We start from the raw sequence: 20,332 nt of genomic DNA on the forward strand, positions 1-20,332 counted from the left end.
TTCGTGTATTTAAAAACGGCACCCGATTGGATGCCGTTTGATTTCTATTTATTCTTCTTCGTTTGAGTTGCTTTTCGCGTCTTCGCGCACATCGAACTCAACATGCCATTTTTGACCGTTATCAGCGGCAATGGCTTCTAAGTAAAGCGTACCAAGCTCTGTCACGCGAGAGGCTAGGGTTACCGGAACCACTTCACCTTCACGGCGACCTTCAGATACTGGCAGCGTTACTTGGATTTCTGGAAGCTCTTCAAGCTCTTCTGGTGCCCAGTAGTCTAGGTGAGTACCTGCTAGGTCATCACGACGAACCGTTGAGCCGAAGAATTGGAAGTTAACTGGCTGACCGATGATCAAACCAAACTCTTGGCTTGGTACGTCAACGCTTGAACCTTCTTCCATACCAAATGGCGCAACACAAAGTGCTTCCATTGGAGGCGCCATACCCGGAATCGCTGGCATTGCACTTTCGATACCCACGTAGTACGCCGAAGCAATACCACCACGGATGCGAACGCCTTGACCACGACGTACAGAGCCGTAGTAAGCCGCACCGCTAGCAACTGCAAGGTCTAGATCCACACCTGTTAGGCGTTTTGCCATTTCAGCATCTGCTTCAATTAGCCATTCGTTGATCGTGTCTTCTAGACGAGTTGCTAGAAGTTTCGATTTCAGAACACCACCGTTGAATAGGATTGCGGTTGGCTTGATGAAGTCAGCTGATTGCGCTGCATCCGCACCTGGCATACCAGGCATGTTAGCGAATGGGTTGAAATCTTGAGCTGCTGCTTCTGCGCCATTTCCTGAAGTAGAAAGAGCATTGGCTTGTTTAGACAAGAACGCAGCAATGTGACGAGTAATGCCTGCATCTTGTGCGTAAGGCAGACCCATTTGCGTTAGTGCACCACGGTTACGTTGAACAGGGTGGTCAGTAATCGCAACTTGAGGGAAGAAGCCGTCAACCAGTGTTTGTTGTACTTCTTCTTGAGTCAGTTCTGTTTTCAGCGTTGCGCCAAGCAGTTTAGAGCCACGGCTTGGTACTACGATTGGCACTGACAGAAGTTCGCTGTCGTTCAATAGCGCTTCTTTTGCGTCGCGACATGCGTGTGTCATTGCCTGAACTTGCCATGGCTGTAGCTCTTTGCCTTCTTGCGCTAGCTTCATCTTCAAGCGGTACGCAAGTGCAAGGTCCATGTTGTCACCGCCAAGTAGGATGTGTTCACCTACCGCGATGCGGTTCAGAGTTAGGTTGCCGTCGTCTTCAGTTACTTCAACCAAAGAAAGGTCGGTTGTACCACCACCGATATCGACCACAAGTACGATGTCGCCAACTTCAACTTCGTCGCGCCATTTGTCGTTGCTGTTATCGATCCAGTTGTAAAGTGCAGCTTGTGGCTCTTCTAGAAGCGTTAGGTGCACAAAACCAACATTGCGTGCTGCTTCTGCAGTTAGATCGCGAGCAGCAGGATCAAAAGAAGCAGGGACCGTAATAGTCACGTCTTGATCGGCAAGGTTGTGATTTGGATTCGTGTGATTCCAAGCATCTTTTAGGTGCTCTAGGTAAAGCTCTGTCGCGCGAAGAGGGGATACTTTTTCCACTTCTTCTGGGCTACCTGCTGGCAGGAAAGCATCACGACGGTTCACACCTGCGTGGCAAAGCCAAGATTTCGCACTTGCAACAAGACGAATCGGTGTTTTTGAACCTAGGTTACGTGCAATTGCACCAACCAGAGCTTTTGGCTCGCTCGACCACGGAAGAACGCGTGATTGCGGGTTCATTTCGTGCTCGTGCGGCTGGTAAAGGAAAGAGCCTAATTGGCTGCGAGTCTCTACCGTGCCCGGCGCAGTAAGTTGCGGGATAGGCATCACTTCAACGCGAGCATCTTCGTCGTGAGTATCAACAAAAGACATGACACAGTGTGTTGTACCTAAGTCGATACCAACACTGAATTTAGGCGTCTGTTGAGTTTCAACAGACGCTTCTTGAGAATGGTTTTCTTGGTTCATGTGTTCCATTACAGCTCAACCTCAGCTGGAGCGATCACAGATGCATCGTAGTTCTCAGCCAGTTTAGGCAACGTCATTGATGTTGCTTTCCAACCTTTGTGAACTAGCGTGCCGTTGAATGGCGCGCTGCCTGTTACGTTGCCAGTTAGGCGGATTTCTTGTGGGTTGAAGCCTTCTTCAACCGTAATACGAGTTTCTTCGTCTTCGTTACGAACGTGCGCTAGCGTCACGTAGTCGTTCAGTACTTTCTGACCGCCAGTGTGGATTACGCGAGCAGCTGCGCCTACTTCTTCATCAGAGAATGACGTTAGGTCTTCTTTTAGGAAGTCAATCAGGCGAGCTTCTTGTTGCATGATAGAAAGCAGCTGCATTGCAGAGTCCGTTGATGCTGTTGCAAGTTTTGATTCAACTTCTACAACACGCTCTACGACTTTCTCTACTTCCACTACTTTTTCTACTTCAACGATCTTCTCAACTGGTTTCTCAACCTCGACGATTTTCTCGACCGGTTTTTCTACCACTTTCTCGACCACTTTTGATTTGCGCGATACCGCGATCAGAAGAAGCAAAACACTCGAAGCTGCCAAACCAGCATGCAGCATATCGAACGTTTGAGGAATTAGGTTCAAATCAATGTTCATGACGTTTTTTCTCTTTCTATTGATTTATTGGTGCTCAGTATTGGCTCATGTGTTTACTAAAAGGATCGTCTTTGCGACCTGCACCAAGTTTAGACATTAAAATGATGGTGGATGGTAGCATATTCAAGGCTTAAGACTGTAATAATTCGTGAATATACCGCATGATTAGCATGAAAAATCAACGATTAGACGGAGCGGCAAACGTTGTTGCTTGATGTTTACCCACATGTGGCGCAGTATTTCCATCATTATCGAAGCATTGCACGCAAAAAACGTGGAACACGAAATGACATATAGCACGGCTCAACAGAGCATTTTCAAACGATATTCTGCTTCTATTGTAGCCTTTATTACGGTCATTATCGTTACCGCTGGCATGGTTGGTGTTGCTTACAAAATTCAACAGCGTTACACCATGACCATCTTTGATACCTTGGCTGACCGCCAAGCGGAATCTCTAAAACTTGCCGTAGAAAACGATCTTGAGTTCATCGGTGCGGGTGCGAACTTTTTTCACTCCGTTGATAAGTCTTACTGGACGCAATTTCCTTACTATGCGAAGCAAGTAGTGGGCAGCTCAGAGAGTTTGATTGCTTTACAATGGATGCAACGTGTTGAGCCGAGTGAGTTAGAAAGTTACCTCGCCAAAACACGTCAAACTTTCCCAGACTTTCAGATTTTTACTGTACCCAAGGATGGCGAGAAGACATTCGGATACATCCTTAAAGACGATGCGCCTGCTTACGTGGCGACCGATATCTATCCAAGAACCGCAACCAACCTGTCTTTGCTTGGCTTTTATTCCTCACGTCTGCGTTTTGAGTTGATCTTAGATGACATCATCACTCATGACAGAGCCAACATTTCAGACAAAGTTCGTCTATTGCAAGATGGCTACGACCAGTCATTAGAGAAAACCGGTTTATTGGTTTATCACCCAGTATTCAGCTTCGACAAACAAGAATTGCTTGGTGTCGTTGTTGGGGTAGTGCGCAGCACGGCTTACTTCGATCAACTGATCACAAAGACGGCAACGGAACTGGATATGTCCGTCAAGGTTGAAGATAAGGGGTTTGATGCTTACGACGATCCTCTGTTGTTTAAGAGTGAAAACTGGGACGCTTTAAACGGTAAGATCATCAGCCGTACTATTCATTTGCCAAACCGAGATTGGGTCATCGAGTTTAAACTTTCTGAATCCGTATCTGCGTGGGAGCGTTCAGTACTGTATGGTACAGGCATCGCGGGTTTGGTTATCGCCTTCTTGATTAGCTATATCGTTAATCTACAGTCGCGGGAGAAGGAACGCCTTGCGGTGATGCTTGACAATAAAACGGTGGAGCTAAAACGCATGGCAGAGTTGGATCCGTTGACCCAATTACTGAACCGACGCGTATTTAACGATAACTTACTGCACTACATTAATAGTGGCATTAAGTTCTCTCTAGTGGGCTTCGATATTGACCGTTTTAAGCTTATTAACGACAAATATGGGCATTTGGCCGGGGATGAAGCGTTATTGCACGTAACCAAGTTGGTGAACGCAAATCTGCTTGATGGTGACCGCTTTTACCGCGCCGGTGGTGATGAGTTCTGCATTTTATCGCGAGTGACGGATAAAGAAGAGTTGGCCGTCTACTTGGATAAGCTACGTGGGATAGTGGCGAGCTCTCCGTTTGACTACGAAAGTACGCCAATCATTTGTTCGCTAAGCATCGGTGCTGCGGTGCACAAAGATGAAGATCCTGAGAGTTTATTCCACAAAATGGACGTGCAGCTCTACCAAAGTAAGGAAAATGGTCGAAACTCTGTATCGATCGGCGATTAATTCAGCGAGCAAATTCGAGTTTTGAGATTGGTTACGGTAGAATCTCACGCTTTCAAATTTGCGTTAGGAATCAAGACAAACTATGAACCATAACCGTATCGTCTGCTTCGATTTAGAAATGTGCTGCTGGAATGAAAACGGCGTGGGTCGCACGGGCGAAATCATTGAAGTTGGTTTGGCTGAAATAGATTTGTCGAAAGGTGAAATCGTAAAGCGAGCGCAATACTACGTGAAACCAGAACACGATGAAGTGTCTTTGTTCTGCGCCGAGTTAACGGGCATCACACCGCGTAAGATTGAAAAGCAAGGCCGACCACTAGAAGAAGTACTTAAATCGATGCTGAAGAACTTCGGCGGCCGCAATAAGATTTACGCATCATGGGGACGTGATGACCTTATCTTGCTTGAAGAGTGCCAACAAAAAGGCCTTGATGCGCCATTTACCGAGTTCATTAACCTAGCGACGTTGTACCGCATTCAAAACCGTCTTAAAGACAAACGTATTGGCCATAAAGCGGCGCAAGAAGCGAAAGGTATTGAGTGGGAAGGCCGCCAGCATTCGGGTTACGTGGATGCGTACAACTTAGCGAAACTTGCACTGACCATGCTGTAAACCTAGGCTTTCATCAATCTTTCATTGGAATTCAGTCTTCTCGTCATAAGCCAGTACTAAATTAGTTATTAATAGATAACAACAATGTTGGCTTGGCTCTGGAAGGAAGGCGATTTGTTTAGGCTGAATCCAAGATAGAGACACAAAAAACGCGCTCATGTAGCGCGTTTTTTATTGGTTGTTACTTATCCTGAGGCTGCTTTACTGAGATTGCAGCTTCGCTCGAATAAAGTCACTGTGGTCGACGTAGAGTAGCTCCGCTGTTTTGCGAATTACGGCATCTTCCAGTGGATCAACTTCTCCATCAGCGTACGCTACTTCCCACATACTCTTGATGAGCTCATAGCGGGTTTCTTGAGAAAGCTCACGCAGCTGAGATGTAAAGTCATAAAGGGAAGTCGACTCACTCGATTTGCTTTGAGCTTGAGCGAGGAGGGTGTTGGTCTCTTCTTCCGTCAATGAGAGTAATTTCATGATCAGAGAACGTTTAGTTGCTTGCTCTCTTTCATCGATTTGATGGTCTGCACCCGCCACTTCACAAAGCAAGCATGCTATCGCCATATTGGGTGACAGTGTGTTGGATTGGCTAAGGTCTGAGCCTTCAATAAGTTGTTTAAATAATGAAGTAAGCGAATTAAACATGTTAAACACCAAGCTGTTATCTATTTATTTAAGATGGTAATGGTTCGAGAAAATCTCAAGGTCTTGAAGCAATTTGATCAAGAACTCATACGATTGAGAAGGTGATTTTGCTCAATACTCTGTTTGACCGCAAAAGCGCTGATTTATTCCTCAACTTGTGTTGGAGGGAAATATATTGAGTCACCTTCACCTGTTAAAATACTGATATTACTTGGCTTTCCATCTTCATCTAGTCTCAGCTCGCCAATCGCACTTTGGTTCACTAATCGGTAGAAATTGTAATTGCTTGGGGCGCGTTTAAAAATCTTCAAACGCTTGCGCTTTGTGAACAAGTTCAATGGTGAGCGAGGGCTATACAACATGCGATCCATAGCATCACATGCGCTCAGCAGTTGTGCAGGAAATTGGTTCTTAATCCCACTGCAAGTGATCTGATAGATGTTTGGACTATTGCGGCGAAAGCGCAACTTGATGTCATAAGCGAAAGAGTAGTGCACGTCACCAGAGAGAATCACGAAGTTAGTTGGTGTCTTGGTGTGAGTGAAAATACTGATTAAGGTATTCGCACTGCCGGGGTGCGCCATCCAGTTTTCTGCGTCAATCAGTAATGGCTGACCAAAGCCCGTCATGATGCGTTGCAGCGTTTCAATAAACTTCACACCAAACATGGGCGCGGCAGAGACAATGATCACTTTGTCTTGATGCATCAACTCTTGTTGGAATTCAATCAAGGCTTCCCAATCCATTAAGCCTGACGGTTTGTTCATACGAGATTCTGAACGCCAGCGACGATTACGCGTATCCAGCACTACCACTTTTGGTGAGGTGTGAATCGTGTAGTGCCAATCTTCAAAGCGATAGAGGTACTTAATGAACTCGTCTTGGGATTCTGAAGTGAGTTCTTCAAAGTAGCGGCGCGCATGCCCCATAAATGGGGCGTTGAATTTTTCTGGCGCGTTTCCCCAACCTTGGCACAGCCAGTAAGCGATCAGGCTATTACCGATGATGCGATGCGAGAAGAGGTTCTCATTGGCTGCTTTTTCCCAGCCAACTGTGAGATTCCAATCGTCGGTCACGTCATGATCATCAAAGATCATGTAAGTAGGAACGTGAGCGAGCAAACGTTGGACTTTATCCAAACCTTCAACAAAAGCATCGATGTGAACTTTCTCGTCACGCCAATGCTGCTGCCATTTGGGCTCTAGAGCTTTTCCGCCCGTAGTGAATTTTCTATCCAACAAACGCTCGCGATTGACTAACGTCCAAGGCACTGGAGACCAAACGAGTAGGTACATCGCAAACAGTTCGGCAAAACTAATGAGATGGTTTTCACATTCGCGCGAGCTGAAGATGGGTGTGCCACGATGAGGTAAGAACTTGCTCAGTAAGCTTCCATCGTCGACGTAGTGGGGCAGAATGTTATCTCGGCCATAAAAGCAATCTGGCCTTTGATACAGCTCTTGCGTGTTTTTAATCGGCGCTTGTTCGAACTCTTCATCGGGTAAGCCCAATAACTCAACCAACTGTTCGATGGCGTCCAGCATTGGCCCCGCCACATGATCGGCATAGATTTGATCGCCGCTCATGATCAGCATATCTGGGCGGTCTTCTATCTGCTGGCTAGCAACTTTTGAGTCTGCTTGGACGAGTGTGTCCTTACTGAAATGATGTGGGTTACGACAAGAACCGTGCAATACATAATCAGCTTTCTCGCTGATCAAGAATTCTACACCTTGTGCTGATTGCTTATCTTCGCCATAGGTAAGATGGGGCGTCAACTCGGTTAACAAACCGGATTGAGTATGGAGCTGATAACGCAGTGCACGGTGGGTAGGAAATTCGCCTTGCAGCGTCAGCATGCAAACCCAAGCACGTTTACCGACTTGTAATCGATGCTCTGGCGATACTGGTTGAGAGTAATATTGCGCCCCAGTGGTTGCATCGCTGATTTCAACCAAGCCTTCGAGAGGTTGCGTGGTCACCAACCAAATGTTCACTTCCGTTGCGGTGACTTTTCTTAAAATCGGACCGGCAACAATCAGAGGAAGAGAGGAAAGTTCGTTGGTGTTGAGCGATGTTGGCAAAGCGGTTCCTTAATATTTTGAATCAGTGTTCTGAATCTTCTTCGAGTATTTCGATAACTTGCGAGCTACTAAGTTCATGTCCCATCAGAAACAAACCTAACATGGCATCGGCTTTTGACGCACTATCGCTATCTTCATCAAGGATTTGTTTTAGGCGAGTACGAATCAAGTCAATTTCATGGTCAACAAAACCACGGCCTTCTTCTTCGCCTTGGCCATCTTCTGGTGCGTTATCGAAATGCATAAACAGCATGTCACCATCAAGAGTGGTGCTTTCCAAGCGTTCGGGTAGCCATTCTTCACCCATCACGATATTGGGGTCGCTACCTTCCGGCAAGTTGTTGATTATGGAGATGAGTTCGGATGCTTTCACGATAAACTGCGGCTTTGGTCATTGGTTTTTTATTGTATCGGTGAATCTGGCAAAAATCTAAATCTCATTGACGAGAGAAGAGAGAAATTTGACCGTTTCCCGTTTGATTGTGTGCAGAGTAATCAACTTAGCCAAAAGTGCAGTGTGTAGGAGGTTAACTTATTGCCAGTGTTAACTGGTAGGGCTTGCTCTTTGGTGTATAAAGCAAAAATTTCACAGATAGGCGGGTAAAGTCAGATATACTCTTTCTCATTCGAGACCTTCTCAAATAACAGTGACATAGAGGAACTATGAAACACGTATTAACAGTATCGCTGGCATGTTCTGGTTTATTGCTTAGTGGTGCTGCTTTAGCGGAGTCAAAAAACGCAGAGCAAGAGTGGGGGATTGCAGCGATGTACCGTACTGCTTCAATTCCATTTTATACTGCCAATGACGACTCAACAGTGAGCACGTTTGTGCCAATGATGTTCTTTGAAAACGAGCATCTCTACATTGACGGTATTGAAGGTGGGGTGTTCTTGTATGATGAGAGTGACTCCGATTGGCGTGCAAGTGCGATTATGCGCCTGCGCTTTGTAGATATCCCGAAGTCCATTCAAAATGCCTTCGAAGGGGATCGCGTCGATTTTGGTGGTCAGATTCGTTACAACTTTGACGAAAACTGGCGTGCTGAATTTGAAGTGATGGCGGATGACGAATTCCAGTTTCATTCTAACTACCGAATCGCTGCTAACTATGAGTTTGGCGATTGGGAATTAGAGCCCTCTTTTACAATTCGTTATAAAGACGCCGACTTCAACAGTACTTACTACTCGTTTGATGAAGTAACGGGCGAGAAAATTGGTGCGGGTATTGATGCGAATTTGGGTATCAAAGCACGTTACCACGTAATTTCTAACCTGTATCTATTGGGTGAAACCAGTATCACTCGTCTGGATAGTGAAGCGTACAATAGCCAAATCGTGGAAGATCGTTACCAAGGTGAAGTATTCGTTGGCTTTGGTTTCTTCAATGATAAAGGCAAAGAGAGTAAGTCAGATTTGCGTAATCGTCCGTATCTGCGTGTAGCTCACGGTTGGGCAACGCCTTCCAATATCGGCGATATTTTCAAGTTTAATGCCGAGAAGGACGAGTACAACAACCAACTGACGTCGCTCTTCTATGGGCACCCTTTGACGGATGAAATCTTCGGTTTACCGATCGACATTTATCTGACGCCAGGTCTGGTCCACCATTGGTCATCGGAGGTTCAATCGTCTAGTACTGAATATGTGATGGCGATTAAGGCTTACTACACCTTTAATTGGCCGACCAAATGGCGTTTTGGTGTTGCAGAGGGTATGTCTTACATTGATAACATCACATACATCGAAGGCACTGAGATGGAAGAGAAGGGCTACACCGCAAGTAATTTGCTGAACTATCTCGACTTCTCATTTGATGTGAATGTAGGCGATCTGTTTAATCAGAAAGATTGGGAAAACATGTGGGTCGGTTACTCGCTGCATCACCGTAGTGCGATTTTCGAGAGTGCTTCTCAGTTTGGCCGTATCAAAGGCGGCAGTAACTACAATACGATCTACTTCCAGTACGATTTTTAAGCTCAGCTGAAAACAAATACGAATAAGCCTCATCTTGACATGAGGCTTATTTACTTTCTGTTAATTGGTAATTATTCTTATTTCTATTCTTCTGTATTCGTATTTATTATCCATTCAACTTATAAGCCATTCTAATATTTAATTGAATTGACACCTCTCTGACCTATTAATATTTCATTCATATAAAACGTTGAAATGAAATATAAGATTGCATTTTGTATTTTTTAATAATTGACTGTGGTCAAGATTATCACCCCTTAAATCTACAAGGATATTAATAGTGGCGGGTGGCCATGCCTTAGTTGCTCAAGGCTTGTGCTGTCTAGCTTAATTGATGGTTTTGTAGAAATGTTGTTTTGATTTGCCTTGTGTATTAATTAAAGCGAAATTAGATATTTTCAATGAATGCCTATTTTGAAAATACAATCTCTATGTCTTTTGTTTCTAACGAGTGTTCTTTCCCCACTTAAAGCCATTAATTAAGCGCCACGACCAAATTCAAAAACGTAATTTAGGAAAAAACCATGAGTCAAAATGGTAAGTTTAATATTACTCGGCGTGATGCTTTAAAGGGTGGTTCTGCGCTTGGCGCTCTAGCGCTAGCAGGAAACGCACTTTCTCTCCCGTTTGCAACTAAAGCGGTTGCCAAAGAAACACCAGCAAAACCAAACGAAAAAATTGTCTGGTCGGCATGTACCGTAAACTGTGGTTCTCGTTGTCCACTTCGTATGCACGTGGTCGACGGTGAAATCAAATGGGTAGAAACCGATAACACGGGTGATGATGTGTATAACCACAACCATCAAGTTCGTGCTTGTTTGCGTGGTCGCTCTATGCGTCGCCGTGTTTACTCGCCAGACCGTTTGAAATACCCACTTCTTCGCGTTGGTAAACGTGGTGAAGGTAAGTTTAAACGCATCACTTGGGACGAAGCCTTTGACCTCATTGGTGACAACCTAAAACGCATCATTAAAGACTACGGTAATGACGCGGTTTACCTAAACTACGGTACGGGTACCTTGGGTGGTACGGTAACTAAGAGTTGGGATCCAAGCGCGACATTGGTTGCACGTATGATGAACCTGTGCGGTGGCTACCTGAACCACTATGGTGACTACTCAGCAGCGAACATTGAATGTATGTCTGAGTATTTCTATGGCACTTGGGTAGACAACAACTCGATTGACGACGTACAAAACGCAGATCTTTGTCTGATGTTTGGTAACAACCCTGCAGAAACTCGTATGTCGGGCGGTGGTCAGGTTCATAACTACGTGGACGCAAAAAACATCAGTCACACACGTACGATCTGTATCGACCCTCGTTACACCGATACTGCCGCGGGTCGTGAAGACCAATGGGTACCAATCAAGCATGGTACTGACGCTGCACTGATCGCGGCTATCGCACATGTATTGATTAGCGAAGATAAAGTCGACCAAGACTTCCTTGACCGTTACTGTGTGGGTTACGACCGCAAAACACTGCCAGCGTCAGCGCCAGAAAACGGCAGCTACAAAGATTACATCATGGGCACAGGTCCAGATGGTATCGAGAAAACACCAGAGTGGGCGCAGCCAATCACAGGTATTCCAGCGGATGTGATTTTGAAACTTGCGCGTGAAATCGGTGATGCAAAACGCATTTACATCACCCAAGGTTGGGGTCTACAACGCTCAGCAAATGGTGAGCAAGCGTGTAAAGCGATCATGATGCTGTCTCTGCTTCGTGGTCAGGTTGGTCTACAAGGTGGTGGTACTGGTGCTCGTGAGGGTAACCATTCTTACCCATTCCAACGCTTCCCGAAAGTGCCAAACCCGATCAGCGCTTCTATCCCAATGTTCCTTTGGACAGACGCGATTTTCCGTGGCACTGAGATGACCGATCTTACTGATGGCATTAAAGGCGTTAAGAAGCTGCAAAACAACATCAAGTTCATCTGGAACTATGCAGGTAACTGTCTAATTAACCAACACTCAGACATCAACCGCACACACGACATTCTTCAAGATGAAAAAGCGTGTGAAATGATTGTGGTGATCGACAACCACATGACCTCTTCTGCGAAGTATGCCGATATCGTACTGCCAGACTGTACAACGTCAGAGCAATCGGATTTCTGTATGGATGGTGCGGCTGCATCAATGCCTTACTTCATCTTTGCAAGCCAAGCGATTAAACCTCGTTTCGAATGCAAACCTATCTACGACATTATGTCTGGTGTGGCGAAACGCATGGGCGTGTTTGATGAGTTTACTGAAGGTCGCACTCAAGAAGAGTGGCTGCAATGGATGTACGCTCAGACCGTTAAACAAAACAACGATCCAAACTTGCCGTCTTACGATGAGATGAGAAAACAGGGTATCTACAAGAAGCAATTCGACCGTCCACATGTGGCATACGAAGACTTCCGTCGTGACCCAGAAGCGAATCCGTTGCCTTCACCGTCAGGTAAGATTGAAATCTACTCAGAGACGTTAGCGAAGATCAACGAAGAATGGGAATTGGACGAAGACGAATCTATCAAGCCATTACCAGAGTACGTTTCGACGTTTAATGGCTGGGATTCTCCTGATCGTAAAGAGTACCCGCTTCAGTTAACGGGTTTCCACTACAAAGCTCGTGCGCACTCTACGTACGGCAACGTCGACATCCTAAAAGCAGCGGCACCACAAGAGCTTTGGATCAACCCAGTCGATGCGGCTTCTCGCAACATTGATAACGGCGATTTGGTCAGCGTGCGCAGCAAGTTCGGTGAAATGAACGTTCGTGTAAAAGTGACCCCACGCATCATGCCGCATGTGGTTGGCTTAGGTGAGGGCGCATGGTACGCACCAAACGCAAAAGGTGTTGACCAAGCAGGTTCAATCAACGTGCTGACAACACAACGTCCAAGCCCGTTGGCAAAATCGAACCCGAGCCATACCAACCTCGTTGAAGTGACGCTAATTAAGAAAATGGGGGCTAAATAATGAGCACAGCGAAGCAGTATGGCTTTTACATTGATTCAAGCAAATGTACTGGCTGCAAAACATGTCAGCTCTCTTGTAAAGACAACAAAGATCTGGGTATCGACCGCAACTTCCGTCGTGTTTACGAATACGTAGGCGGCAACTGGACGGAAGAAAACGGCGCGTTCCGTCAAAACGTGTTCGCGTACTACCTATCGATCTCTTGTAACCATTGTACTAACCCAGCGTGTACCAAGGTTTGTCCATCAGGTGCAATGCACAAGCGTGAAGAAGACGGCTTTGTCGTTGTCGATGAAAGCGTGTGTATTGGCTGTAAATCTTGTCACATGGCATGTCCTTACGGCGCGCCTCAATACAGCGAAGAAAAAGGTCACATGACTAAGTGTGATGGCTGTTACGAACGTGTCGCTGAAGGCTTAATGCCAGTGTGTGTTGATAGCTGTCCATTGCGTGCGATTGAGTTTGGTCCAATTGATGAGCTACGCGCGAAATACGGTTCAAACGCGGATGTGGCACCACTGCCAGATTCTCGCATTACGAGCCCGAACTTGATCGTGAAGCTAAATCCAAATGGTCGTCCAACCAATGACCGCACTGGTTTCCTACAGAATCCAAGAGAGGTGAAATAATGTTATACGAAGCACCATTAGTTGCCTTTACGGTTCTTGCTCAAACAGCAGTTGGCGCGCACCTAACGGTTAATGCGTTCGAGAAATTCGGCAAGCCACCACGCGTGACAGAACCTCGTATGAACATCGCACGTTTCGCTATCTTGGTTGTAATGGGATTGGGTTTCTTGTTCTCAACCACTCACTTAGGTAGTCCACTTCGTGCCTTTAACGCATTAAACCGTATTGGTAGTGCGGCGCTGTCTAACGAGATCTTAACGGGTGCAAGCTTTCTGTCTCTAGCGGGTTTGTACTGGTTGCTGACGATTCTAAAAATCGGCAGCGAAGGCGTTCGCAAAATTGTGAACTGGTTGTCTATCGCAGTTGGCGTGATTTTCATGTTCGCGATGGCGAATGTTTACCAAATCGAAACGGTACCAGCATGGTACTCACCAATGACCACGGTAGCGTTTTGGTTCACGGTCGTGACTTCGGGTCTGATGTTCGGTTACACGCTAATCAACGTATTGGACGTGACGGCTGAGAAAACCAATCGTCGCCTAATGTGGGCTGGTGTAAGCCTGATTGCGCTGAACCTAGCGTTCTCAGTAATGCAGACGATTTACTTCGCAGGTATCTCAACGGCGATTCACAGTGGCTTGGATCAAATCACCATGCTATCTGGCTATGTTGCTGGTCATGTGTTGTTGCTTGTGGTTGCTGCTGCTCTTTGGGTATTCGCTGAGTTGTTTACCGCAGAAGGTCGTCAGAAGAACTTGCTGGTTATCGTGGCATTCGTTGCCTTGTTCGTCGCAGAGATTCTGGGTCGTAACGTGTTCTACGGCATGCACTTTACATCTGGTTTGTACTGATAGCCGTTATTTGTGCTGATAACCATTATTTGTACTGATAACAATTAGCAGAGTGGGGCGAGTGTTCGTCCCACTTCTTTTCCGTTTTACTTAATTGAAGAATAAAAACACCAGTCATCAAAGGTACTTCATGCAAATTTCTCAACTTGAACCACAAGATACCAGCATCGTTCTTAAGCTGTTTGGTGCGCTGTTTTACTACCAGCCTAAAGATTATCCAGCGGCAAATCTCGATACGTTGCTGAGTAATACTGATACGCCAATTGAAGCGCTTAATGACATGCTGCGCAGCTTTCAAAACGAGAGCGAAGAGGCACTGCAAATGGAGCACGATCGCATGTTTGCTGGTATTGGCGAGATGCCAGCACCACCTTGGGGCTCGGCTTATCTGGATAAAGAAGCGGTGTTGTTTGGTGAATCAACCATTGAATATCGTTACTTCTTGCAGCGTTGTGGTTTTGCTTTGGAATCTGACCAACGTGAGCCAGAAGACCAGATCGGCTTGATGCTGATGGTGTTAGGCATGTTGATTGAAACTGATCAACAAAAACTGGCGACTGAAATGTTGCGCGAGCACTTGATGACATGGTTTGGCTTTTTCAACAAGCGCTTCAAAAAAGCGGTGACTCTCACGCCTTACTCAAAACTGTCTAACCTCACTGAAGAATTACTTCAGTCCTTGAGTGAGCAATACCAAGTCGTTGTGCCAGCAAAGAGAGATTACTCGGATGCGCCAGTCTGAATCGGTTGATCTAAGTAAGCGACGTCTGTTTTCGTTCCGTCGTGCGCCAGTAGAGCAAACTCAAGAGCCTCGTGTAAAAGCGAGACCGCCTTATGCGGTGGAAGAGTCGATGTTCACTCGGCTGTGTGATGGGTGCGGAAAGTGCGCTTCTGCATGTCCGAGCCAAATCATAGAAATGGTCGATGGCGTTGCCGCGTTAGACATCAGCTACTCGGCATGTGATTTATGCGGTGCGTGTAAGTCTGCGTGTCCTACATTGGCGCTTTCTAACCAAACAGAGTCTACAGGTTTGGTAGCAACTATCTCGAACAGCTGCGAAAACTTATACGGTTATTGCGGCAGTTGCGAGAACAGTTGCCCATATGATGCTTTGCAATGGCAGGACGATGTAAAACCTAAAATTGACGCCGCCAAATGCAAAGGTTGCGGACAATGCGCGCAAAGCTGCTACAACAGCATGATCAGCTTTGACTTAAAACGATAAAAAAGGGATTGGCGCGAACCAATCCCTTTTTGTTTGTATTCAATTCTATTCAATCTTACGCCAAGGTTGCCAATTGGCTTTGCGCGCCTGAAATGCCTTTCGCTGCTGCGTCTTCGCCCATGTTAAGCGCTTCTGCGTAAACAAACTCCACATCCGTGATACCAACAAAGCCCAATACTGTGCGTAGGTATGGTGTCATGCTGTCGGTTGGTGAGTCTTTATGAAGACCACCACGAGTGGTGACTACGATTGCTTTCTTACCTTCAATCAGACCTTGAACGCCGTTTTCTGTGTATTTGAATGTCACGCCTGCACGAGCAATCAAATCAATCCAGTTTTTAAGCTGAGTTGGAATCGTAAAGTTGTACATTGGTGCTGCGATAACCAAAGTATCTGCTGCTTTGATTTCTTCAATTAGGGTATCAGATAGGTCAACCACCGCTTGTTGCTCTTGCGAAAGATCTTCTGTTGCACGTAGTGCTGTCGCAACGGAAAAGTCTAAAACTGGCAGTGGATTTGCAGCTAAGTCACGAACCGTTAGCTTATCTTGGTCTACATTTTTGATGAAGTCTTCAACCAGTTTATTTGATTGAGAGTAATCGCCAAGGATGCTTGATTTAAGAGCTAGTACACGAGACATATGGATTTCCTTTAATAAGTGCTTTCGGCTATGTGATGCATTATAGGCAATGCCCCGCGACTCAAAACCCGATGGATTTGCTTAAGTTGTTCGAAAAAATTGAATGATTGTTTGAAGCTGCTTTCCGTTATCTTGTTCTAGCCCTTATGTGCTACAATCCGCGCAGTTTTATGTAATGAAAAGAATAGGAAACGCTTTGACTTCGTCACAGCCCCCAAAAAAGAATCCCGCTGAAGAGCAAGCGACACCGTCAAATGGTGCGCAAACTGCCAAAGCGAAGCAGGCTAATGCATCTCAAGCACAAGCTTCTCAGAATGCTGCGCCTCAGGCTCAAGTAAATAACGCGGCGTCACTACGCAAGGCACTTAACCAGTGCATGATGCGTGACCGTTTCCGCTTGAGTAAACGAATCTCTGGTGCAAACAAAATCAAAAAAGACGCAGCACGTAACGCTGTGTTTGATGAAATCGCATTAGACATCGCCAAATCCATGATGGTTGTGGAGCAACGTAGTAGCTACAAACCAACGATTGAATACCCTGAAATCCTGCCTGTCAGCCAAAAACGCGACGACATTGCGAAAGCGATCGAAGAAAACCAAGTGGTTATCGTTGCGGGTGAGACCGGTTCAGGTAAAACCACTCAGCTACCAAAAATCTGTGCTGAGCTTGGTCGTGGTAAATTCGGTCTGATTGGTCATACTCAGCCTCGTCGTCTTGCGGCGCGTTCGGTTGCAAACCGTATTGCTGAAGAGATGGAAACCAAGCTTGGTGAGTTTGTTGGCTACAAGGTTCGATTCAACGATCAGATCTCTGAAAACACCCAAATCAAATTGATGACGGACGGTATCTTGCTGGCTGAAATACAGCATGACCGTTTCTTGAATCAATACGACACCATCATTATCGATGAAGCGCACGAGCGCAGCCTTAACATCGATTTCATCTTGGGTTACTTGAAAGAGTTGCTGCCACGTCGTCCTGATCTGAAAGTGATCATCACGTCGGCAACCATCGACCCTGAGCGTTTTTCAAAACACTTCAACAACGCACCAATCATTGAGGTGTCAGGTCGTACTTACCCAGTAGAAACGCGTTACCGCCCACTAACTGGTGATGACGATAATGATCGTGACCAACTTGAAGGTATCTTCGAAGCGGTAGACGAACTGTGCGATGAAGGTTTAGGTGACATCCTGATCTTCATGAACGGTGAGCGTGAAATCCGTGATACCGCTGATGCACTGTCTAAACGTAATCTGAAGAGCACGGAAATTGTGCCGCTTTACGCGCGTTTGTCGGCGGGTGAGCAGAACAAGATTTTCCAACCTCATGCTGGTCGCCGCATTGTACTGGCAACCAACGTAGCAGAAACCTCGTTGACGGTTCCGGGCATCAAATACGTTATCGATCCAGGTACGGCGCGTATCAGCCGATACAGTTACCGTACTAAGGTTCAGCGTCTTCCAATCGAGCCAGTTTCTCAGGCGAGTGCGAACCAGCGTAAAGGTCGTTGTGGTCGTGTGGAAGAGGGTATCTGTATCCGTCTGTACTCAGAGGAAGATTTTGAGTCACGTCCGGAGTTTACCGATCCTGAGATCCTGCGTACCAACCTAGCGTCGGTTATCTTGCAGATGACGGCACTTGGTTTGGGCGATATTCAAGCCTTCCCGTTTGTGGAAGCACCTGACAAACGTAACATTCAAGACGGTGTTCGCTTGTTGGAAGAGCTGGGTGCAATTAACGCAGAAGCGAAGGACCCGAAAAAACGCCTAACCAGCGTTGGTCGTCAACTTGCACGTCTTCCAATCGACCCACGTTTAGCGCGTATGGTATTGGAATCACCAAAGCAAGGCGCATTGAAAGAAGTGATGATCATCGCGGCTGCATTGTCGATTCAAGACCCGCGCGAGCGTCCAAGTGACAAGCAGCAATCATCAGATGACAAACACAAACGTTTCTTCCATGAAGACTCAGATTTTCTGACGTTTGTGAACCTATGGAACTACATCCAGAAGCAGCAAAAAGCGCTGACGGGCAACCAGTTTCGTAAGCAATGTAAACAAGATTACTTGAACTACTTGCGCGTGCGTGAGTGGCAAGATGTGTACTTCCAAATTCACCAGTCGATGCGTGAAATGGAATTCAAACTTAACGATGAACCTGCGTCTTACCATGGCGTACATAGCTCAATCCTTGTCGGTTTGTTGTCGCACATCGGTATGAAAGACCAAGAGAAGAATGAATACCAAGGTGCGCGTAACGCTCGTTTCCATATCTTCCCTGCATCGGGCCTATTCAAGAAACAGCCTAAGTGGATCATGTCTGCTGAGCTGGTGGAAACCTCAAAACTTTGGGGTCGCATCATCGCTAAGATTCAACCAGAGTGGATTGAACCACTAGCGAAGCACCTGATTAAGCGCAGTTACAGTGAACCGCATTGGTCGAAGAAACGTGCAGCAGTCATGGCACACGAGAAAGTGATGCTTTACGGCGTGCCAATTGTACCGAAGCGTTTGGTGAACTACGGCAGTATCGATCCAACCGTCAGTCGTGAGCTATTCATTCGTAGTGCGTTGGTGGAAGGTGAGTGGGAAACCAAGCACGCGTTCTTCAAGCAAAACCGTAAGCTTCTTCAAGAAGTGGAAGAGCTTGAACACAAATCTCGTCGCCGTGACATCTTGGTGGATGACGATGAGCTGTTCGATTTCTACGACCAACGTGTTGGCACTGAAGTGGTTTCTGGTAAACACTTCGATACATGGTGGAAGAAAGCGTCGAAAGACAACAAAGAGCTGCTGAACTTCGAGAAAGAGATGCTGTTCAAAGGTGATGCAAGCCACGTTACTGATTTGGATTACCCGAACTTCTGGTACCAAAACAACCTGAAACTCAAGTTGAGCTACCAGTTTGAACCGGGCGATGATAGTGACGGCGTAACGGTGCATTTGCCGTTGCCGATCTTGAACCAAGTTGAGCCTGCGGGTTTTGACTGGCAGATCCCAGGTTTACGCCATGAGCTTGTGGTGAGTTTGATTAAATCGCTGCCGAAGACAGTGCGTAAGAACTTTGTTCCTGCACCAAACTACGCCGATGCTTTCTTAGCTCGTGCAACGCCGATGGAAGCGCCACTACTGGACTCATTAGAGAAAGAGTTGCGTCGAATGACGGGTGTGGAAGTTCTGCGCGAAGATTGGAATATGGATCAAATTCCAGAGCACTTAAAGGTGACTTTCCGCGCGGTTGACCATAGAAATCGCAAGTTGAAGGAAAATAAAGACCTTCATGAATTGAAAGAGAGCTTGAAAGATAAAGTTCAAGAAACCCTTTCAAAAGTAGCGGATGACGACATTGAGCAACAAGGTCTGCACACGTGGAGCTTTGGTGAGCTGCCGAAGGTATACCAACAAAAACGTGGCGGTTACGACGTTAAAGCGTACCCAGCGATTGTTGATTCTAAAGACAGTGTTGAAATCAAACTGTACGAGACCGAATACGAGCAGGTCACGGCAATGCAAGCGGGTCAGCGTCGTCTGATCTTGCTGAACGTGCCGTCGCCAATCAAATACCTGCACTCTAACTTGCCGAACAAGTCGAAGTTGGGTCTGTACTTTAACCCTTACGGTAAGGTGCTGGATCTGATCGATGACTGTATCGCGTGTGGTGTCGATAAGCTTATTGAAGAGCAGGGCGGTTTGGTTTGGGAGCCAGAGAAGTTTGATGCACTGAAAGAACACGTTCGTGCTGAGCTTGGTGACACGGTGGTGGACATTGCACAGCAAGTGGAAACCATTCTGACGACCGCGTTCAACATCAATAAGAAGTTGAAAGGCAAGATCGATTTCACCATGGCGTTTGCGTTATCGGACATCAAAGCACAAGTCGAAGGATTGATCTTCAAGGGCTTCGCGACAGAATGTGGCTGGAAACGCCTGCCAGATATTCTGCGTTACATGCGTGCCATTGAGCGTCGTATGGAGAAGCTGCCGATCGATCCAAACAAAGACCGTTTACACATGCTGAAAGTGGAATCAGTGATGAGCGACTACAAAGAGCTGCTCAACAAAATTCCGAAAGGTATGGTGATTCCAGAGAACGTGAAAGAGATTCGTTGGATGATCGAAGAGCTTCGCGTGAGCTTTTTTGCTCAACAATTGGGCACTCCGTACCCAGTTTCTGATAAACGTGTCAAAAATGCGATTGATGCTTGCTAATCGTTCAGTAAA

General features: G+C 46.3%; 15 protein-coding genes. 9 read left to right on the plus strand and 6 right to left on the minus strand.

All coding sequences use genetic code 11. The features are described from left to right. Positions 1 to 48: 48 nt before the first annotated feature. Together QTO06_RS17775 and QTO06_RS17780 are read right to left on the minus strand one after the other, a co-directional pair. On the minus strand, positions 49 to 2,013 hold the full coding sequence (locus QTO06_RS17775) for an Hsp70 family protein (RefSeq protein WP_331409175.1): 1,965 nt from the start codon (positions 2,011 to 2,013) through the stop codon (positions 49 to 51). After that, on the minus strand, positions 2,013 to 2,645 hold the full coding sequence (locus tag QTO06_RS17780; RefSeq protein WP_005442696.1) for a DUF2760 domain-containing protein: 633 nt from the start codon (positions 2,643 to 2,645) through the stop codon (positions 2,013 to 2,015). Before QTO06_RS17780 ends, QTO06_RS17775 begins: the two co-directional genes overlap by 1 nt. 286 nt (positions 2,646 to 2,931) lie before the next feature. Here QTO06_RS17780 and QTO06_RS17785 point away from each other — a divergent pair, with 286 nt between their 5' ends. After that, positions 2,932 to 4,473, plus strand: coding sequence for a sensor domain-containing diguanylate cyclase (locus QTO06_RS17785; RefSeq protein WP_331409176.1), 1,542 nt, complete (start codon positions 2,932 to 2,934; stop codon positions 4,471 to 4,473). Between the two features lie 82 nt (positions 4,474 to 4,555). Then, positions 4,556 to 5,086 carry a 3'-5' exonuclease gene (locus QTO06_RS17790; protein ID WP_331409177.1) on the plus strand — a complete coding sequence of 177 codons (531 nt, stop codon included), beginning with the start codon at positions 4,556 to 4,558 and terminating at the stop codon, positions 5,084 to 5,086. 201 nt (positions 5,087 to 5,287) lie between these two features. Here the strand turns inward: QTO06_RS17790 and QTO06_RS17795 are convergent, their stop codons facing one another. The 3 genes from QTO06_RS17795 to QTO06_RS17805 form a co-directional block, all read right to left on the minus strand. Continuing rightward, positions 5,288 to 5,728 carry a tellurite resistance TerB family protein gene (locus QTO06_RS17795; protein ID WP_005433825.1) on the minus strand — a complete coding sequence of 147 codons (441 nt, stop codon included), beginning with the start codon at positions 5,726 to 5,728 and terminating at the stop codon, positions 5,288 to 5,290. 143 nt (positions 5,729 to 5,871) lie between these two features. Further along, positions 5,872 to 7,812 (minus strand): alkaline phosphatase D family protein, encoded by a 1,941-nt coding sequence (locus QTO06_RS17800; protein ID WP_331409178.1) that lies wholly within the window; start codon positions 7,810 to 7,812, stop codon positions 5,872 to 5,874. 22 nt (positions 7,813 to 7,834) lie between these two features. After that, entirely contained in the window at positions 7,835 to 8,185 is a 351-nt protein-coding gene (locus tag QTO06_RS17805) for a hypothetical protein (RefSeq protein WP_331409179.1), read from the minus strand. Positions 8,186 to 8,475: 290 nt separating this feature from the next. On the opposite strand from QTO06_RS17805, the gene QTO06_RS17810 reads away from it, so the two are divergent. From QTO06_RS17810 to QTO06_RS17835, 6 genes are all read left to right on the plus strand, one after another. After that, on the plus strand, positions 8,476 to 9,789 hold the full coding sequence (locus tag QTO06_RS17810; protein ID WP_331409180.1) for a MipA/OmpV family protein: 1,314 nt from the start codon (positions 8,476 to 8,478) through the stop codon (positions 9,787 to 9,789). A gap of 524 nt (positions 9,790 to 10,313) precedes the next feature. Continuing rightward, positions 10,314 to 12,761: a DmsA/YnfE/YnfF family dimethyl sulfoxide reductase gene (locus tag QTO06_RS17815; RefSeq protein WP_331409182.1), complete on the plus strand. Its 2,448-nt coding sequence runs from the start codon at positions 10,314 to 10,316 to the stop codon at positions 12,759 to 12,761. Further along, positions 12,761 to 13,390: a DMSO/selenate family reductase complex B subunit gene (locus tag QTO06_RS17820; RefSeq protein WP_005433785.1), complete on the plus strand. Its 630-nt coding sequence runs from the start codon at positions 12,761 to 12,763 to the stop codon at positions 13,388 to 13,390. Before QTO06_RS17815 ends, QTO06_RS17820 begins: the two co-directional genes overlap by 1 nt. After that, positions 13,390 to 14,241, plus strand: a complete 852-nt coding sequence (locus QTO06_RS17825; RefSeq protein ID WP_005451844.1) for a dimethyl sulfoxide reductase anchor subunit family protein — start codon at positions 13,390 to 13,392, stop codon at positions 14,239 to 14,241. Before QTO06_RS17820 ends, QTO06_RS17825 begins: the two co-directional genes overlap by 1 nt. Before the next feature lie 130 nt (positions 14,242 to 14,371). Continuing rightward, positions 14,372 to 14,983 carry a TorD/DmsD family molecular chaperone gene (locus QTO06_RS17830; RefSeq protein WP_331409183.1) on the plus strand — a complete coding sequence of 204 codons (612 nt, stop codon included), beginning with the start codon at positions 14,372 to 14,374 and terminating at the stop codon, positions 14,981 to 14,983. Next, a complete protein-coding gene (locus QTO06_RS17835) occupies positions 14,970 to 15,467 on the plus strand; it encodes a 4Fe-4S binding protein (protein ID WP_331409184.1) in 498 nt (165 codons plus the stop codon). Before QTO06_RS17830 ends, QTO06_RS17835 begins: the two co-directional genes overlap by 14 nt. 55 nt (positions 15,468 to 15,522) lie before the next feature. Here QTO06_RS17835 and QTO06_RS17840 read toward each other — a convergent pair whose 3' ends face one another. Further along, positions 15,523 to 16,107 (minus strand): FMN-dependent NADH-azoreductase, encoded by a 585-nt coding sequence (locus tag QTO06_RS17840; RefSeq protein ID WP_331409185.1) that lies wholly within the window; start codon positions 16,105 to 16,107, stop codon positions 15,523 to 15,525. A gap of 175 nt (positions 16,108 to 16,282) precedes the next feature. Here QTO06_RS17840 and hrpA point away from each other — a divergent pair, with 175 nt between their 5' ends. Next, positions 16,283 to 20,320, plus strand: a complete 4,038-nt coding sequence (gene hrpA, locus QTO06_RS17845; RefSeq protein ID WP_443088837.1) for an ATP-dependent RNA helicase HrpA — start codon at positions 16,283 to 16,285, stop codon at positions 20,318 to 20,320. The last annotated feature ends 12 nt before the right edge of the window (positions 20,321 to 20,332 follow it).

It is taken from the genome of Vibrio sp. M260121 (genome assembly GCF_036533715.1).
GTDB lineage: Bacteria > Pseudomonadota > Gammaproteobacteria > Enterobacterales > Vibrionaceae > Vibrio.

Coding starts and splice junctions, on each gene's coding strand:
- QTO06_RS17775 (WP_331409175.1), bottom strand. CDS start 2,013: ATGGAACACATGAACCAAGAAAACCATTCTCAAGAAGCGTCTGTTGAA.
- QTO06_RS17780 (WP_005442696.1), bottom strand. CDS start 2,645: ATGAACATTGATTTGAACCTAATTCCTCAAACGTTCGATATGCTGCAT.
- QTO06_RS17785 (WP_331409176.1), top strand. CDS start 2,932: ATGACATATAGCACGGCTCAACAGAGCATTTTCAAACGATATTCTGCT.
- QTO06_RS17790 (WP_331409177.1), top strand. CDS start 4,556: ATGAACCATAACCGTATCGTCTGCTTCGATTTAGAAATGTGCTGCTGG.
- QTO06_RS17795 (WP_005433825.1), bottom strand. CDS start 5,728: ATGTTTAATTCGCTTACTTCATTATTTAAACAACTTATTGAAGGCTCA.
- QTO06_RS17810 (WP_331409180.1), top strand. CDS start 8,476: ATGAAACACGTATTAACAGTATCGCTGGCATGTTCTGGTTTATTGCTT.
- QTO06_RS17815 (WP_331409182.1), top strand. CDS start 10,314: ATGAGTCAAAATGGTAAGTTTAATATTACTCGGCGTGATGCTTTAAAG.
- QTO06_RS17820 (WP_005433785.1), top strand. CDS start 12,761: ATGAGCACAGCGAAGCAGTATGGCTTTTACATTGATTCAAGCAAATGT.
- QTO06_RS17825 (WP_005451844.1), top strand. CDS start 13,390: ATGTTATACGAAGCACCATTAGTTGCCTTTACGGTTCTTGCTCAAACA.
- QTO06_RS17830 (WP_331409183.1), top strand. CDS start 14,372: ATGCAAATTTCTCAACTTGAACCACAAGATACCAGCATCGTTCTTAAG.
- QTO06_RS17835 (WP_331409184.1), top strand. CDS start 14,970: ATGCGCCAGTCTGAATCGGTTGATCTAAGTAAGCGACGTCTGTTTTCG.
- QTO06_RS17840 (WP_331409185.1), bottom strand. CDS start 16,107: ATGTCTCGTGTACTAGCTCTTAAATCAAGCATCCTTGGCGATTACTCT.
- hrpA (WP_443088837.1), top strand. CDS start 16,283: ATGAAAAGAATAGGAAACGCTTTGACTTCGTCACAGCCCCCAAAAAAG.